16 protein-coding genes and 1 other annotated feature are annotated in these 18,345 nt (G+C 27.7%); of the genes, 1 reads left to right on the top strand and 15 read right to left on the bottom strand.

Features of this window, described 5'->3' with window-relative positions; genetic code table 11:
- Positions 1 to 44: 44 nt before the first annotated feature.
- From KGF46_RS03340 to KGF46_RS03305, 8 genes are all read right to left on the bottom strand, one after another.
- Positions 45 to 917: a YitT family protein gene (locus KGF46_RS03340; protein ID WP_227861040.1), complete on the bottom strand. Its 873-nt coding sequence runs from the start codon at positions 915 to 917 to the stop codon at positions 45 to 47.
- A 326-nt stretch (positions 918 to 1,243) separates the two neighbouring features.
- Positions 1,244 to 4,351, bottom strand: a complete 3,108-nt coding sequence (gene ileS, locus KGF46_RS03335; RefSeq protein WP_227829146.1) for an isoleucine--tRNA ligase — start codon at positions 4,349 to 4,351, stop codon at positions 1,244 to 1,246.
- Positions 4,352 to 4,440: 89 nt separating this feature from the next.
- Positions 4,441 to 4,673, bottom strand: a binding site (T-box leader).
- A gap of 173 nt (positions 4,674 to 4,846) precedes the next feature.
- The gene (locus tag KGF46_RS03330) at positions 4,847 to 5,374 is read right to left on the bottom strand and encodes a DivIVA domain-containing protein (RefSeq protein WP_227432447.1); all 528 of its coding nucleotides are present in this window, start codon (positions 5,372 to 5,374) and stop codon (positions 4,847 to 4,849) included.
- A gap of 34 nt (positions 5,375 to 5,408) precedes the next feature.
- A complete protein-coding gene (locus tag KGF46_RS03325; RefSeq protein WP_227829147.1) occupies positions 5,409 to 6,194 on the bottom strand; it encodes an RNA-binding protein in 786 nt (261 codons plus the stop codon).
- A gap of 9 nt (positions 6,195 to 6,203) precedes the next feature.
- The gene (locus tag KGF46_RS03320; protein ID WP_054274603.1) at positions 6,204 to 6,461 is read right to left on the bottom strand and encodes a YggT family protein; all 258 of its coding nucleotides are present in this window, start codon (positions 6,459 to 6,461) and stop codon (positions 6,204 to 6,206) included.
- 18 nt (positions 6,462 to 6,479) lie between these two features.
- Positions 6,480 to 6,938 carry a cell division protein SepF gene (locus tag KGF46_RS03315; protein WP_227829148.1) on the bottom strand — a complete coding sequence of 153 codons (459 nt, stop codon included), beginning with the start codon at positions 6,936 to 6,938 and terminating at the stop codon, positions 6,480 to 6,482.
- 39 nt (positions 6,939 to 6,977) lie between these two features.
- Positions 6,978 to 7,682: a YggS family pyridoxal phosphate-dependent enzyme gene (locus KGF46_RS03310; RefSeq protein ID WP_227829149.1), complete on the bottom strand. Its 705-nt coding sequence runs from the start codon at positions 7,680 to 7,682 to the stop codon at positions 6,978 to 6,980.
- A gap of 9 nt (positions 7,683 to 7,691) precedes the next feature.
- Positions 7,692 to 8,327, bottom strand: a complete 636-nt coding sequence (locus KGF46_RS03305; protein WP_227829150.1) for an HlyD family efflux transporter periplasmic adaptor subunit — start codon at positions 8,325 to 8,327, stop codon at positions 7,692 to 7,694.
- Between the two features lie 359 nt (positions 8,328 to 8,686).
- Between KGF46_RS03305 and KGF46_RS03300 the strand changes: the two genes are divergently transcribed.
- Positions 8,687 to 9,727, top strand: a complete 1,041-nt coding sequence (locus KGF46_RS03300; RefSeq protein ID WP_227829151.1) for a PTS sugar transporter subunit IIC — start codon at positions 8,687 to 8,689, stop codon at positions 9,725 to 9,727.
- Between the two features lie 562 nt (positions 9,728 to 10,289).
- Here KGF46_RS03300 and KGF46_RS03295 read toward each other — a convergent pair.
- The 7 genes from KGF46_RS03295 to KGF46_RS20265 form a co-directional block, all read right to left on the bottom strand.
- The gene (locus KGF46_RS03295) at positions 10,290 to 10,598 is read right to left on the bottom strand and encodes a transposase (protein WP_227829152.1); all 309 of its coding nucleotides are present in this window, start codon (positions 10,596 to 10,598) and stop codon (positions 10,290 to 10,292) included.
- Between the two features lie 1,173 nt (positions 10,599 to 11,771).
- Positions 11,772 to 11,969 carry a transposase gene (locus tag KGF46_RS03290; protein WP_227829153.1) on the bottom strand — a complete coding sequence of 66 codons (198 nt, stop codon included), beginning with the start codon at positions 11,967 to 11,969 and terminating at the stop codon, positions 11,772 to 11,774.
- A 340-nt stretch (positions 11,970 to 12,309) separates the two neighbouring features.
- Complete coding sequence (locus KGF46_RS03285; RefSeq protein ID WP_227829154.1) at positions 12,310 to 13,665, bottom strand: PFL family protein; 1,356 nt, start codon at positions 13,663 to 13,665, stop codon at positions 12,310 to 12,312.
- Positions 13,666 to 13,690: 25 nt separating this feature from the next.
- Positions 13,691 to 13,960 carry an ACT domain-containing protein gene (locus KGF46_RS03280; RefSeq protein ID WP_227432440.1) on the bottom strand — a complete coding sequence of 90 codons (270 nt, stop codon included), beginning with the start codon at positions 13,958 to 13,960 and terminating at the stop codon, positions 13,691 to 13,693.
- 292 nt (positions 13,961 to 14,252) lie between these two features.
- On the bottom strand, positions 14,253 to 16,232 hold the full coding sequence (locus tag KGF46_RS03275; protein ID WP_227829155.1) for a hypothetical protein: 1,980 nt from the start codon (positions 16,230 to 16,232) through the stop codon (positions 14,253 to 14,255).
- Positions 16,233 to 16,298: 66 nt separating this feature from the next.
- Positions 16,299 to 17,114: a hypothetical protein gene (locus KGF46_RS20270; protein WP_413927273.1), complete on the bottom strand. Its 816-nt coding sequence runs from the start codon at positions 17,112 to 17,114 to the stop codon at positions 16,299 to 16,301.
- Positions 17,115 to 17,129: 15 nt separating this feature from the next.
- Positions 17,130 to 18,206: a hypothetical protein gene (locus KGF46_RS20265; RefSeq protein ID WP_413927272.1), complete on the bottom strand. Its 1,077-nt coding sequence runs from the start codon at positions 18,204 to 18,206 to the stop codon at positions 17,130 to 17,132.
- Positions 18,207 to 18,345 lie beyond the last annotated feature (139 nt).

The following is an 18,345-nucleotide window of genomic DNA, read 5'->3' as shown; positions in this document are numbered from 1 at the left end:
TAGGTACAATAACAAGATATATGGTATTTTTTAACACTTATATCTTATAGAAATTTATCTTTAAAACCTCCACCTTTTACTTCTTCTACATTGTTTACAGAAATAAAAGCTTCACTATCCATATCATAAATTAAATCCTTAAATTTACCTACTTCATTTGCAGATATGATACAGTAAATCATTTTTTTCTTATTCTGTGTATATGCTCCTTCTGCTTCTAAAAAAGTTACGCCTCTACCCATCTTATTCATTATTACTTTTGATATTTCTTCATATCTATTTGATATTAAGAGCATAGATTTTTTTCTATCGAAGCAATCTTTTGCTATATCCATTGTAAAAGAAATTATATACATAGTAATTAGAGTGTACATTACCAATTTTGCTCCAAATAAAAATGCACCTGCACATACTACAAAAAAATTAATAAATAAAAATGTATTTTTCATTGGTATATCATACTTTCTTTTCATTATAGCTGCTATTATATCAAGTCCTCCAGCAGTAGCTCTTGCTTTAAATGTTAACCCCATACCTATACCAGTTAAAACACCACCATAAATACACTGCAGCATAGTATCATTTATAGGAAAATATTTAGCAATATCTTGTGTTACCCCAAGTGCAACAGAAAATAGCAACATATTGACAAAACTTATTAACAAAAATTTATTATCAAAATACTTTTTAGCTATAATAAATATCGGTATGTTCATCAAAAAACTAGATAATCCCTGATTTATACCAAATAACTTATATAATATAACACAAATTCCAGCTACTCCTCCACTTAACAACTTGGCTGGTGCTAGATATAAATTTATTCCTATGGTTGATAAAATCATTCCCAATATAATAAGACCATATTGCAAAAATATGTTATTATCAATACTTAGTTTTTTGCTTTCACCATACATCAAAACGCACCCCTTTGCATAATAAATAAACTACCCTGCATAATGCACAATAAATTCAAAAATAAATTTACCAGAAGTAGTTAACTCTAAAATATTATTCATCCTCACTTAAACGTTTATTCACTAACATTTTATCATATGCTATAAATAATTTATATGATTTATATAAATTTATTTATTGTAAATTTTGGAATATTAAAACATTTAATTATTAGTCTACTAAAGCAATTAATTAAATAAAGAAATAAGCTATCTTTTTAAAAAAAGCCCTATAGAAATTTACAAATAAATTTCTATAGGGCTCTTAATTAACAACTTATTATTTTTTATTTTCTTGTAACTTTTATACCTGTCATATGGTCATTTAAGTTTTGTTCTTCTAAAGATTTATCATCCACTCTATTTATTTCTAAAGCTAAAGTCTCAGACTTGATGTATTCATTAAAATGCTCAACAGCCTTAGCAATTTCATCATCACCACAGTAATCTATTACTATGTTGTCTAATACTTCAAAATTGCTAGATTTTCTCAATTGTTGTACTTTAGATATAAATTCTCTAGCATATCCTTCATCAATTAACTCATCAGTTAATTTAGTATCTAATATAACGAAAAGATTATTTTCAACAGATACATTAAATCCTTCTTTAGCAGTTATACCTATTAATACTAAGTCTTTATTAAACTCAAAAGCTTCACCATTTAAATCAACTGTTAAAGTTTCACCATTTTCAAGTTTATTAGCAGTTTCATGTGCATTTAATTTATTTAATGCTCCTACAAATAAGTTCATCTTAGCACCTAATACTGGTCCTGCTTCTTTAAAGTTTGGTTTTAAGCTAAAGTTCATATATTCATCCAAATCTTTAGCAAATACTACTTCTTTAACATTAAGTTCTTCTTTTATTAAATCAACTACATCACTTATTGTATCTTCAAACTTACCATCTACTAATACTTTTTGTAACGGTTGACGAACTTTTATTCTCTCAACTTCTCTTGAAGCTCTACCTAAAGTAACTAGATTCTTAGCTAAATCCATTTTTTCTTCTAATTTAGTATCAATTAGACTCTCATTAAACTTAGGATATTCAGCTAAATGAACAGATACTTCTCCAGTTAGATTTCTATACATTTCTTCTGACATATATGGAGCAAATGGTGCTATAGCTCTGCAAAGTCCATGTAATAATTCATAAGTTGTATTGTATACAGCTTTTTTATCTTCTGTTAATTCAGTTGCCCAGAATCTTCTTCTTGAACGTCTTATATACCAGTTAGATAAATCATCATTTATGAAATCTTGTATCATTCTTAAAGTTTTATTTAATTCAAATATCTCTAAGTTTTCTTCTACATCTTTCATTAAATTATTGAATTTAGATAGTATCCATCTGTCAAGTTCTGGTCTATCTTTGTATTCTACAAAGAATTCAGTTGGATTTATATCATCTGTATTTGCATATAAAGTAAAGAAGTTATATACATTCTTCATAGTACCTATAAATTTACTTTGGATTTCTTTTAATCCATCCATATCAAATTTAGTTGGAGTCCATGGTGGAGAAACATATAGTAAATACCATCTTAGTGCATCTGCTCCATATTGGTCAAACAACTGCATAGGATTTACTGTATTTCCTCTTGATTTACTCATTTTCTTTCCATCTTTATCAAGTACAAGGTCTGGAACTAAGACACTCTTATATGGTGCTTTTCCTAATACAAATGTTGATACTGCAAGTAATGAGTAGAACCAACCTCTAGTTTGGTCTATACCTTCTGATATATAATCAGCTGGGAATAGTTTATCAAAGTTTTCTTTGTTTTCAAATGGATAGTGGTGTTGTGCAAATGGCATAGCTCCACTATCAAACCAGCAGTCTATAACTTCTGTTACTCTTGTCATTGGTTTTCCACATTTTTCACACTTTAAGTGTATATCATCTACATATGGTCTATGAAGTTCTACAGTTTCTGGGTTTACATCTTCTACAGCTTTTTCAGCTAATTCTGCTCTTGAACCAACTGAATCTGTATGGCCACATTCACATCTCCATATAGGAAGTGGAGTTCCCCAATATCTAGTTCTTGATATTGCCCAATCATTTAGATTTTCTAACCAGTTTCCAAATCTCTTTTCACCTACAAAGCTTGGGAACCATTTTACACCATTATTATTTTCTATTAATTTATCTTTAAGCTTAGTCATTTCTATATACCAGCTTGGTTTTGCATAGTACACAAGTGGAGTTTGACATCTCCAACAATGTGGATAATTATGAACTACTTTTTCCTTACTATATAGTTTATTTTCAGAAGCTAGCCATTTTATTATTTCAACATCTAGCCCATCTTCCATTACAAATCTACCTTCCCAAGGAGTAGCTGTAAATTTACCAGTTTCATCTACTGGCTGTACAACTGGTAAATCGTATCTTTTACCTGTATTGTAGTCATCTTCACCAAATGCTGGTGCTGTATGAACTATTCCAGTACCATCTTCAGTGGTTACATAATCTCCTACTGTAATGAAAAATGCTTTTTTATCAACTTCTACAAAAGGCATTAATTGTTCATATTCTAATCCTTCTAAATCTTTACCTTTCATTTCTTCTAAAACTTCATAGTCTTCACCTAATACTTTATTAGCTAAAGGTTTAGATACATAATATACCTCATCACCTTTTTTAACTTTTAAGTAATCAACATCAGCATTTACTGTTAATGAAACATTTGATGGTAAAGTCCATGGAGTAGTCGTCCATGCTAAGAAGTATTCATTAGCATCTTTTTTCTTAAATTTAGCTACAACTGTATTTGTCTTTACCTCTTTATATCCTTGTGCAACCTCATGACTAGCAAGACCAGTTCCACATCTTGGGCAATAAGGAAGTATTTTATGCCCTTCATAGATATATCCTTCTTTATTGAATTTATTAAGTATCCACCATACAGATTCTATATAGTTATTATCTAAAGTTATATATGGATTATCTAAGTCAACTTCATAAGCCATTCTCTCAGTCATTATTCTCCATTGTTTTTCAAATGAGAAAACTGACTCTCTACATTTTTGGTTAAATTCAGCTATTCCATATTCTTCTATTTGTTGCTTGCTAGTAAGACCTAATTCTTTTTCTACTTGTATTTCAACTGGTAATCCGTGTGTATCCCAACCAGCTTTTCTCTTTACTTGATAACCAGACATTGTCTTATATCTACAAACAGAATCTTTAAGTGTTCTAGATAAAACATGATGTACTCCAGGATTTCCATTAGCTGTTGGAGGTCCTTCATAAAATACAAAACTTGGGTCGTCTTTACCTTTTTCTAGAGTTTTTTCAAGTATATCTATGTCTTTCCAATAGTCAAAAACTTGTGCTTCTGCTTGTTTTACAGAACTGTCCACCAATGGCTTAAATTTTGCCATATAAATCACCCTTTCTTACAGTTATTATAATTCCAAAGTTTTTATTCTTTTACATAAATTTGAATAATAAAAAACCCGTCCCCTTTAAACAAAGGGACGAGTTATCAATCGCGTTACCACCCTAATTCTATATGTGAACTTAACAATACTCACATATAACACTCTAATAGTATAACGGCACTAACCGGCACAGCTTAATAAAGTTTAATCGTTCAGCCTGCAGCTCAAGAGTGATTCTCATCTTTATAAATTCCTTGGTTCTCAGCATACCCAATTCTCTGTAAAATTATCTAAAGATAATTGTCTCTATCAACGCTTTTAAAAATTTATCTGTGTTTATATGAAATTCTATAACAAATAATTTGAATAGTCAATATATTTTTGAAAAATATAATAATTTATATTTTTCTTGTATTTTTATCCTATTTTTAGTTTTTGTTATAGTATTCTCAAACTTAAACAATAATTCTACCTAAAATCCAGTAAGATTATTGTTTATTCTAAAGTTGTAGCAGCTTCATCATTACTATAATTATACACTGATGTACCTTCAAATGCATTTACACATTTTTCATCTACATCATAAAAAATCTCATCGACACTTCTTATTTCATCTTCTAACAATGATTTAAATTTATTTCTAAATATCTTAAATTCTTTAACTAAAGCATCGTACTCTTTTCTTATCTCTATAACACGATTATTAGCCTGTTCTATAATTTGTCTAGCTTTTAAATCTGCTTCTTCAACGATTATCTTAGCTTTTTTATTTGCTGCACTACAAGTGTCTTCTGCTGCACTTTGAGCAGTTATTAAAGTAGCTTTTAGTGTTTCTTCAATATTTTCATATTTGTTTACTTGGTCTTGATATAATCCTAATTTTTCTTTAAGAGCTGTATTTTCTCTACACAGAGATTCATAATCTTCTTTGATGATATCTAAAAACTCATCAACTTCTTCATCTCTATAACCTCTTAAACCTTTTTTAAACTCTTTATTTTCTATCTCAATTGGAGTTAGCATTACATTTCCTCCCAGCTATAATTTTAATTAGTCCTTATACAATTAATTTTGCTTGAACTTTTATTCTTCCTTTTTTAGTAATATCTCCTATTTGTGTTACTTTAGCTCTTCCTTTACCTCTAATAGAAATTAAATCATCATTTTTAATTATTTTAGAAGTTGAAGTTATCTTTTCATAATTGACATGGACTTTTTCTCCATTTATGTATTTTGCACTATCTTGCCTAGATATATTGTAAAGACTACTTATGATACAATCTAACCTATCTGAAGATACTGTAAATGATACTTCCTTATATTTTGAAGAACTATTAACAATATTTTCTCTGGAAATTTCCTTTACAATTACACTATTTCTTGAAACTTTCTCTAAATTTATGATTATAAAATCACAAATATCACTACTTACAACTACTTGACAAAAACTATCATGTATAATTATATCTCCAATTTTTTCTCTTTTTATACCTAGATTCAAAATTGCTCCTAAATAATCTTTATGAGATATACTTTTAAATTTAAAATTTCCTTCTATCTGTAAAAATCTAAGAGTATCTTCTATATCCTCATATTCCATGTAAAATGGATAAATAAATACAGTGCTTCTTTCAGCTTGTTCGTAACCTCCATCCACACTGTATTTTATTTCATTAGTAGAATTTAATATATCTACAGCATTTCTCACTTCATATGGATTAAGAAACTCAGTAGACTTAACATCATAGTTTTTTATACAACTATTAGCCTTGTCTATTACTTTAAACATTTTATTTTTCAAGTCTATATCCTTTATGTGATTTGTCAATTTCAATTTGTCCATGTTATCACCTTAGAATATAACCAATACTAATTGTCTTAGGAACATCAATAATACTATTGCAATTAAAGGAGAAAAATCTATCGGCCCATTTGTGTATTTGTACATTATAGACCTTATTGGACCTTCTATTGGCTCTGTAAGATTTTCTAAAATCTCAAAAATTTTGCTTTGTCTTCCATTTGGAAACCAAGTCATCAAGCTTTTTATAACTATCATCCATGCTATTATGTCTAAAAGATAATACAGTGCAATTCTTATTGTTCCCATACATTAACCGCCTTTTTACTATTTATTTTGCCAAGGGAAGAATGCTTTGCTTTCTAATTCTTTTTTCATATTTGCATCTATATCTACATTATTAGGAGCTAGTATAAATATTGACTTAGAAACCTTTTGTATACTTCCATCTAAAACATAAACCGCTCCATTCATAAAATTAAATATAGATTTACGAACTTCAGAATTAGTCAATCCTTCCAAATTCACTATAACTGCCCTTCTTTGTTTTAGATGGTCTGCTATAGTTGCAGCTTCATCATAAACTTTAGGTTCAACTATTACAACTTTCATTTGAGAAGTTGTATGTAAATTTACAATTTTATTTGCTTTTGCAGCACTAAATCCTCCATTTATTTCTTCCTCTTGAACTATATCGTCCATACCACTTTCATATTCATCTTCAATATAATCTTCATCTTCATCAACTATCCAGTTCTTAAATTTAGATATTATTCCATTTGACATTATTAACTTCCTCCTTAGAATTTATTCAGATTTGAGTAATTATTTTTTATTGTAATTTCTTTCTCCAAAGATTGATGTTCCAACTCTAACAATGGTAGCCCCTTCCTCTATAGCAATTTCATAATCGTGACTCATTCCCATTGATAAAACATCCATACCTACATTAGATATGTTTAATTCTTTTATTTGTATTGATAAATCTTTAAGACCTTTAAATACACCTCTTATTTCATCTTCATCTGCTACAAAAGGTGCCATTGTCATTAGACCTTTTATTTTTATATTTTTATATTTTTCTGACACTTCTTTGACAAAATCTATAACTTCTCCTTTGTCAAGTCCATGTTTAGATTCTTCTTTAGATATATTCACTTGTACTAAGCAATCTATTTCTCTATTTATTTGCTCAGCCCGTTTTTGAATTTCCTCGCATAACGCGATTCTATCTAAAGAATGTATCATACAGACTTTATCTATTATGTACTTAACTTTATTTGTTTGCAAAGTTCCTATTAAATGCCAATTTAGTTTGTCACCTATAATATCATACTTTCTAGCTAATTCTTGAGGTTTATTTTCACCAACAGAAGTAATTCCTTCTTCCATTGCTTCACTAACTAAATCTACATCAACAGTTTTTGTAACTGCTAGAAGAGTAATCTCTTTACTATCTCTATTTACTTTTTTTGCGACTTCATCAATTTTACTTCTTACTTTAGATAAATTCTCTTTAACAGAACCCATTATTATCACCTACTTTATCCTTATATTTGTGTTTATTCTGTTGGGTCTTAAAATTATTTTGTCATATAGATTAACACTTTTAACTCCATTTATGTCATTTTTATAATAATCCACAAATACAGAAGATTCATTTTCATAAGTTATCCCTTCTAGTATGACAAATTTTACACTTTGTGATTGTTCATCAATTACATATACACCACGTTTATTGTCTTTTGTTTTTATAGAAGTTTTAGGTATTTTTAAACATTCCATCTGATTATATATTATATCAAATTCTTCGACACTTGTATCCTGATTTCCAATAATTTGGTTACTTATTTTTAATTTTACCATTATTTTATTATTATTTTTATATATTTTGTAAACTTTTGCATCTATTTTTTGTTTGTTATATTCAATTATGACATCTTGATTTTTTTTAAAGCTTTTAGAATCTTCTTTATCAACATATATTGATAAAAAACTACTCTGGTCATTAAAGTCTTTTTCTAAAGTACCTTCTGTACTAATTTTTGCATCGACTACTTCAGATTTTAATACTACTGTATCTACATTCTTACTAATAATCATTACTAAGATATTAAACACTAAATATATAAGAATACCAAGTATCACTAATCTGGTATATTTAACCTTTTTCAAATACTCTCCCCCTATAAAATTACTTTCATTATAAATACTTCTTCTAAAAAAGGTTTATTCCTTTTTTATATGATAATAATTGTTTTTTTTCATATTAAATTTATTTTTTATCAATCTTCCTATACAAGATTGTATTATTTATATATAATTATCTTATAAAGTATAAGTTTAACTTACATTTTAAACTTGCTTTATATACTTTTATAGTTATTTTTATTTTTAGATACAATATAAAACCAATTAAAATTTAAAATTACTTTTGTTCTGTTGTCATTAATTAGTTAATTATTTACACATTAGGATAACGTTATCATAAACAAAAGTTTATGTCCTAAAAAAAATACAAGGAGGATTTTCTTATGTCAGAAATTTTATTAGGAACAGGTTTACTTTTATTGGTTCTATGTTGTTTCACAATTTTTAGTTACAAAGCTCCATATGGTATGAAAGCTATGGGAGCTCTTGCAAGTGCTGCTTGTGCTACTTTCTTAGTCGAGGCATTCAACCTTTCTTTACTTGGCGACGTTTTAGGTATGGAATTTTTTAGAAGTGTTGGGGCCGCTAATGGTAGCCTTGGTGGAGTTGCTGCTGCTATACTTGTACCTTTAGCTCTTGGTGTATCTCCAGTTTATGCAGTTCTAATAGGATTATCGTGTTTAGATTTTTCTATATTATCTGGATTCGTTGCTGGGTACTTTGTTTCTTTCTTGATTAAGTTTATAGAGAAAAAGGTACCACCTGGAGTGGATTTAGTAGTAGTAATCCTTCTATGTGCACCACTATCTCGTCTTATAGCATCAAATGTAGACCCATTAGTTAATAGTACACTACTACAAATTGGACAAGTTTTAATAGAGGCTACTAATATTAGTCCTATAGTGATGGGAATTATATTAGGAGGCTTAATAACAGTAGTTGGTACATCTCCACTTAGTTCAATGGCGCTTACATCTATAATTGGTCTTACTGGTCTTCCTATGGCAATAGGAGCATTAGGTGCTTTTGGTTCAGCTTTTATGAACTCAACACTATTTGCAAGATTGAAGTTAGGATCTAAAAAAGATATTATATCTGTCGCTATTGAACCACTGACTCAATCAGATATAATTTCGGCAAATCCAATACCTATATATTGTACTAATTTCTTTGGAGGCGCTTTTTCTGGTATCGTTGTAGCTTTGATGGGGCTTGTAAATATGACACCAGGTACAGCTACTCCTGTAGCTGGATTTGCTATAATGTTTGCCTATAATCCAGTTAATCAAGTACTTATAACAGCTGGATTGTGTGCCTTATTTAATGTAGTCGCAGGATTTTTAGGTTCAAAAATATTCAGTACTTTTAAAGTTCTTACTGCTGATGAAATACGTGGTACTGATATAGAAGAAGAAATTGCTTAAAAACAATAAGATTTATAAATTAATATTTTAAGTTGATATTTTAAATGATAGAGTTTTATATTGTAGGCAATTTTATTAATTGCAAGCGTTTTATTTTTATATTTGTTTATGATTATTATGTGTGTTAAATATTTAGATAGATTTTTATTTTTTTAAATTTAGTTTTTTATTTGGTTGATATAACTTATTAATATTTAAATATAATAACTTTTAAATTTTTTAAAATATTTTACTTAATTACTTGAAAATATTATTAAATTTAAAATTCAAAATAAAAGGGGTTTTCTCAAAATTGATTTTTTCTAATCAAATTTTAAGTTTAACTCCTTTTTTGAATTTTTATATGTTATTTTTTATTACTTCTTTTTAATTAATATCTTAAACTTTAATATTGAGGAAATTTGGGCAAAAGAAATAAAGCATATGTATCTTAAAAAAATTTAATTACATAGCTATTTCAAATAAGTATTTTCCAAATTTTCTTTTCTGTATTCGATTATGCAATTTATCAATATCATATGCTAACGTCAATAGATAATATTAAGTTCTTACATTTGTAGTATTATTTTGTAACGCCGAAATGTCCTTCTACTTGAATAGAGTGATTCATTCTAAGCAAAATTCCTACTTTATTTTTAATATTATCTTGACTACGCTTCCTAAGTTTAGTTAAAACTTTAGAACATTCAATCTTTTTATTATTCTTACCTTTAAAGCATTTTCCACGTAAAAAGCAATTATTATAGCTTTCACATTTATACACTTGTACTTCATATGTATCCATTTTTATTTGTTTTCTTTTTAGATATGTAACTTTAATAAGTCTCTTATTAGCACAAGTATATACATCTGATTCAGAATCATATTTCATATTTATTTTCTATATTTTTCAAAATAGATGGAAAATAGAGTAGTTTCAAACTGCTCTACTTTTTTATCTAAAATAAAAAGTGTATATATAATTTATTATATAAGTTATTTTATTTATTCAATAAATGGAAAATTTTTTCAATATAAGATATGTTATAATAAATATTTAGTGTATGATATTTAAGAAAATAATGATTTTAAATTAGGGTTTTATATTAACTAAGTGATATGTAAATAAATTATTAGCATATGCTTGTTGTAAAGCCTATCCAAGTTTTATATTAACTAAGTGGTATGTAAATTCACCAGGTAAGATAAATTCATTAAATTTACCTGGAAGGTTTTATGTTAACTAAGTAGTATGTAAATGAAGGTCTTTCTATTGTTTTATTTAAAGAGTATTCTTTTTATATTAACTAAGTAGTATGTGAGTAGTTTCTTCCCTCCATTACTTTTTCTTCTTTCTACTCTAGTCTTATAGTGAATACGTACAAAACAAAATAGTTTCAAATTTCTCTGTTTCTTTATCTAAAACTAAATAAAAAATGTATATATAAATTTAAATAATTTTAGTTCTTTATATTTAGTTTATTTAATAAATCTAGATTTTTGCTAGATAAAATACGATATAATGAATATATAATATGCAGTGTGCAATATTTTGAAAATAAACACTGTAAGAATTGGAAATACTGTTTTACAAGGTGTTTTTTTAAATATCAAAAACACTACTTATAATTCAGTGCTTTGTGTGATTGAAAGTTTTGAAAATACTAGATTTGAATTAGTGTTTTATATTAACTAAGTGGAAAACAGGAGTTATCTCAAAATTGATTTTTTTCTAATCAAATTTTAAGTTTAACTCCTTTTTTGATTAGTATCTTAAATTTTAATACTGAGTAAATTTGAGAACAAGAAATAAAGCATATGTATAAAAAATTAACTACATAGCTATTTTAAATAAGTGTTTTCTGAATCTATATTTTTGTATTCGATTATGCAATTTATAAATATCAAAGGCTAACGCCAATAGATAATATTAATTTCTTACATTTATAGTCTTGTTTTGTAACACCGAAAGTTTCTTCTACTTGAATAGAGTAATTCATTCTAAGCAAAATTCCTACTTTATTTTTAATATTATCTTGACTACGCTTCCTAAGTTTAGTTAAATTCAAGAATATTCAATCTTTTTATTATTCTTACCTTTAAAGCATTTGCTACATAAAAAGCAATCATTGCAGCTTTCACATTCATACACCTGTACTTCAGATGTATATCCACTTTTATTCGTTCTCTTTTTCAGATATATAGGTCTAAGAAGTCTCTTATTAGCACAAGTATATACATCTGATTCAGAATCATATTTCATCTTCTCTTTTCTTCCTACTATAGGATTTAAAGCTATGCTTTTTAATTTGTTTGTAATTTGCAGGTTTAATATATGAATTAAGGTTTTGATCTTCTAAATACTTATAGTTTTCTTAACTTTCATATCCAGCATCACATACAATATTTTTAAATTGCTTTTCTCTGTTTTTTTACAAAAAAAGAGATGATTCAAATTTTTATTTTGAGACATCCCCTTTATTATTGCTTTAATTCAAATAATTAATTTTAAATTTATATTCTTAGTTATAATTTTTTAATCTAGACTTTGTTCTAAATAGAAAACTATTTTTTCTTAAATTACACTAGATATGTAAATGTACTTAGTTTTTAAATGAATGTATAGGAGCTGGAATTCTTCCTCCTCTTTGGGTAAATAGTTCAGATGAATTTTTATTTATAGGCATTACTGGTGCTCGTCCTAAAAGACCTCCAAACTCGACCATATCACCTACATCGCATCCTGGTGCTGGTATAATTCTAACTGCTGTAGTCTTATTATTAATCATACCTATTGCTGCTTCATCAGCTATCATAGCTCCAAGTGTACCTGCTGTAGTGTCTCCTGGCACAGCTATCATATCAAGACCTACAGAACAAATTGCAGTCATAGCTTCAAGTTTATCTATACTTAAAGCACCCTTAATAACAGCATCAATCATACCTGCATCTTCAGATACTGGTATAAATGCTCCACTAAGTCCTCCAACATGTGAACATGCCATAACTCCACCTTTTTTAACAGCATCATTTAAAAGGGCTAATGCTGCTGTAGTACCATGAGTACCAACAACTTCAAGACCCATTTCCTCTAATATATTTGCTACAGAATCTCCAATTGCAGGTGTAGGAGCTAATGATAAGTCTATTATTCCAAATGGAACATCTAGTCTATTAGAAGCTTCTTTTGCTACAAGTTGTCCAACTCTTGTAATTTTAAATGCTGTCTTTTTAACAGTTTCTGCGACAACATCAAATGGCTCTCCTTTTACCTTTTCTAAAGCTCTCTTAACAACTCCAGGACCACTTACACCAACATTGATAATTCTATCTGCTTCACCAACACCATGGAATGCGCCTGCCATAAATGGATTATCTTCTACTGCATTACAAAATACTACTAGTTTTGCACAACCAAAACCTTTTGCATCTTTTGTCATTTCTGCAGTTTCTTTTATAATTTCTCCCATTTCTTTTACTGCATCCATGTTTATACCACATCTTGTAGAACCTACATTTACTGAAGCACATACCTTATTAGTACTTGCTAAAGCTTTTGGGATTGATTTAATTAATATCTTATCACCTTTTGTATATCCTTTTTGAACCAATGCTGAAAACCCACCAATAAAGTCTATCCCTAAATCCTCTGCTGCTCTATCTAATGTCTGTGCAAATTTCACATAATCTTCTTCATCTGTTGCACCTGCAATAATAGAGATTGGAGTTACTGATACTCTTTTATTTACAATTGGAATACCAAATTCACGTTCTATATCCTTACCAACTTTTACTAAGTTTTTAGCAGAATTCATAATTTTATTATATATTTTTTCTCTCGCTTTATCTCCATCAGGGTCTATACAATCTAGTAATGAAATCCCCATAGTTATAGTTCTTATATCTAACTGTTCTTCATCTATCATCTTGATTGTTTCAAGTATATTTCCTACATTCACTGTTATCACCTCTCCTTACTGTTTGCTACAGATTATGCATTGAATTAAATATTTCTTCTCTTTGAATTTTTACATCTACTGATAATTTCTTTCCTCTTTCAATTAAATCTTCAACTGTTTGCTCAAAAGAATTTAATGCTTTTTCTAAATCAACTACCATAATCATTGTAAAATATTCTTGAAGTATTTTTTGTGAAATATCTACTATGTTAATATTTTGTTTGTATAACTCATCACTAATGCCTGCTACTATACCTGGTTTATCCTTCCCAATTACTGTTAAAATTGCTCTCATAATAATATCCTCCCTTAATTTTTTTATAAATCTTACATTTTTACAAATTGAACTAGTTGTTAACATATATTTCATTTATTTGTTGGTAAATCACTTTTTATGTATATATTTAATATATTTTAATACCTATACATTCATTTGTCAATTTTTTTTCAATATTCTATTATTTTTATACTATTTAACGAAACTGTATATTATATATCCTTTTATTGATAGTAATATATAGTTTTCATAATACTGAAAGGTATTATTTATCAACTTTATAATTTACTAAATAATCCCTTTTTAAAAATTATTTTTTTATTTGTATGAATTCTATTACATTTTTTCTTACACTTGGATTTACAACTAATATAGAAACAATCATAGTTGGAGTTAATATACAAAGTAAAAAGAAAATCTCTCTATTTAAATTATATTTTTTAGATATAGATTTAAGATTCTCATTGTAATTTGCTATTTCATCATAATTATTTACTCCTAACTTTACATTATCTATTTCTTGATTTTTGTTTACAAAAACATTCCTATAGGAGAAATATTGATTATTATTGCTAAATACTGATTTTTGCTTTAAATTATAATTTCTATCATCTTCTGGCATTAAATTTTTACTATTAAATTTATTTTTATCCTCATAATCATTTTCTTTATCACTATTTATATTGGCATCTTCTTTATTATTTTGATGATTTTTATCATCAACACCACCAGCACTTGGTCCTATGTTATCTTCTGGAGCATTTGGTTTTCCTCCATTAGAATCATTATTTTCATTACTAGCACTGTCATTATTTTCTTTATTTTCGTCATTATTATCTTCTTTATTTTCATTGTTATTACCCTCATTTTTACTGCTACTGTCATCTCTATCTGGGTCATCTCTACCACCACCTCCACGGTCGCCTCCATCGATAATAACGTCTCGGTCATCTTCTGGTGTCATCTGGTCACTACCTCCACCTATCACAAATCCTGGTTTTAAAAATATATTTGAATATCCATCTCTCAATCCACCCTCTACATTTACTCTGAAGCATCTCAACTTAAAATCTTCAAAATTAAGTGTAGCTTGCTTGCTAATATAATCTAATTCTTTGCTTACCCAATTTATACCATCATCAGAATATTCTACAAATACCTTCTTGGCATTATATGGCATACTATAATCGAAAAGAGCTGAATAACCCTTTCTTGAGTTTATAAAAAATACTTCTAAATCATTTATAGGTCCTTTATTTGTAATATGAACATATAAAATAGGAGCAACATTATCATTTAGCACTATATTCTTTTCATTTAGATGTTCTTCTTTAAATTTTCCTTTTATTATGAATTCTGTATCTTTATTTAAATCAGTATAGTAATTTGATAAATCCCAATCTACATCTAATGTTACAAACTTTCCACTAGAAGTTTTTAAAGTTACAGTTTGAGGGAATTTTAAATCTTCTATTTTATCTTCTTTTGTTATCATTATTTCCTCTTCAAAGACTCCAATACCTCTACGATTACACCTTATAATATTATAATCATCATCTCGAGGTATACCTGGCATTATCATATTTTGGTCTCCTATAATATAGACATTCTTAGTCTCTGATACAATTGATTTTCCTTTTTTAGAGTTACTTCCTACTCCTATACTTTGTTGTTTATTATCATCATTAACAATTACTGAAGTATCCTCTATTTCGACTTCTCCCTTAGAATAAATTCCTATAGCATTTTCTCCATCAACTTCAATTGTTTTACAGTCTACTCTAACATCATTTTCCGAATAAATTCCTATAGCGTTTTCTCCACTTGATTTTATGTTTCCAACCTCACCATAATATGTATCTATAAATAAATCAGCTTCTTTTTCTGCATATAAAGCAGTCCCATTTAAAGCAGTTATATTGTCTATTCCTATCCTTAGCTTTCCTCCTCGTTCTACATGAATTACACCTTCAGTTTCACCTTCTCCAACTATATTTAGTTCATTCCCATTGATAAAAAAATTCCCTTTATCTTTTATGAGTATCTTATACTTATTAGTATCTATTGTAATCTTAGTTCCATATGGAATATTAAGTTCAAAATAATCATCTATTACCATATCACAAGGAAGAGTGTAAACTATTTTTTCACTGTTATCTTCATTTTTCAAAATCCAACTTTTAAAATCATTCAGACAATTACTTTCTTGTGAAAAACTCTTATTTGGGAAAAGTACAAAAATCACAATTAACAAATTTATAAAAATAAAAGCTTTATTTTTTTTATTCATATCTTTATCCTACTAATTCCTTTCTCAAATAACATCAATTTCTTTAAAATAGTTTCACTCATTTTATTATTTAAATTTTATAAATTTACGAATATATTTTATAATACTTGGATTTACTGCTATCATTGAGCCTATCATAATTAAAGTAACAATTCCAATACCAATAATAACTCCACTATGAGAGTTTTGAATTTTATTATAGGGTTTAGAAGTAAGATTTATCTTCTTATTAGTCTTGTCACCATTAGAAATATATTCTCTATTTGGTAGATTCTCATAATTAGATTCACTTTTAGAAGATTTCTCATTTTCACTATACGCATATATTAATTTTTCTTTTAAGCTATTTTCAAATTTGTTTTCTATAATTAAAGTATTATTTTTAATATTATTGTCTTTATTATTTATATTGTTTTTTTCTTTATCAATCTTAATATTTTTTTCGTCTTGATGTGGCTTATTATCTTTTTCCTTATCATTAGATTCAATGATTTTGTCAGAATCCTCAGGTCTTTGCTCATCAGCATCATCATTTTTATTATCATTATTTTTATCCATAATAAGCCCACTGTCATCTCTATCTGGGTCATCTCTACCTCCTCCTCCACGGTCACCATCGATATCTTCGTTTTCTTGTTCATCATCTGGTGTTATTTGTCCTTCTCCTCCATCCATTACAAATCCAGGCTTTAGTACTATATTTGAATATCCATCTCTAAATCCTCCTTCTACTTTTATCCTAAAACAACGTAATTTAAAATCCTCAAAGAAGAGAATTACCTGCTCACTGATATCTTCTTGTTCCTCACTTATCCAATTGACTCCATCTTCTGAGTATTCAACAAAAACTTTATTTGCATTATATGGCATATCATAGTCCAATATGGCTAAATATCCCTAACGTGTATTTTGAAAATCAAAACTTAAATTATCTATTGGCTTTTTTTCCACAATATGTACATCCAAAGTAGGAACAACATCATCATTTAATATTATTTTTTTTAGATTTAAATCTTCATCTTTGAACTTACCTTTTATACTGAAGTCATACCCCTTTACTAAATTTTCATAATAATCAGAAATATCCCATTCCATATCTATCTTAACATTAGTGCCACTAGAAGTTTGTATCAAAACATCCTTCGGAAAATTTATATCTTCTATTTTATCTTCTTTGCATACTTGTATTTTCTTATCAAACACATAAATACCTCTGGCAGAACATTCTATAATATTGTAACCAGAATCGTTTGAGATAGCAGGTATTAACTCATTATCATCATTAATTATATAAATATTTTTACTTTCTGATACAATGGATTGCGCAGTTTTATATAAATTTTTTAATAATCTATTTTCGTTATCATTGCCATAAGCTCTTACTGATGTACTTTCCAACTCAACATCACCCTTACAATAGATTCCTATAGCATTTTCTCCTCTTACTTCTATATCTCTATATGGAACCCTAATATTATTTCCAGAATAAATTCCTATAGCATCATTTCCGTTTGCTTTTATCTTTCCAACATTTTGATAGTAACAACTAAAATTTAAAATACCTCCTTCTTCAACATACAAAGCAGTTCCATTAGTAGCAATTATATTGTCTATACCTATACCTAACTTTCCTCCCTCTTCCACATGTATTACTCCATCTTTTCCGCCCTCTCCTATTATATTCAATTCATTATCTTCAACTATAAAATTACCTTGGTCTTTTATTAGTACTTTATGCGTATTAGTGTCTATTGTAAAATTAGTTCCATATGGAATATAAAATCTAAACTCTTTATCTATTACCATATCGCAGGGTAGAGTATAAACAATATCTTCAGTACTGTTTTTATTTTCTTGAACCCATTTTTTAAAATCTTCTAGACAATTTTCTTCTTGTCCAAAAACTTTATTTGGAAAAATCATAAAACATATCACTACTAAATTTATAAAAATAAATATCTCCGATTTTTTCACCTTACACCTCTAGAATTTTTTTAGTTTTAGTATAGTAATGTTGAAAAATGTACTTTCTCAATATAATTTTTCCATAAATAGTGTTTATTGTCAATTTATATAAATATTTTTACCAACTTTTATAAATAAAAAGCTACTT

This window comes from Clostridioides sp. ZZV14-6153 (assembly GCF_020657855.1).
Lineage (GTDB): Bacteria > Bacillota > Clostridia > Peptostreptococcales > Peptostreptococcaceae > Clostridioides.
The sequence above is the reverse complement of the archived record's forward strand: the minus strand, read 5'-3'. Positions and strand labels throughout refer to the sequence as shown.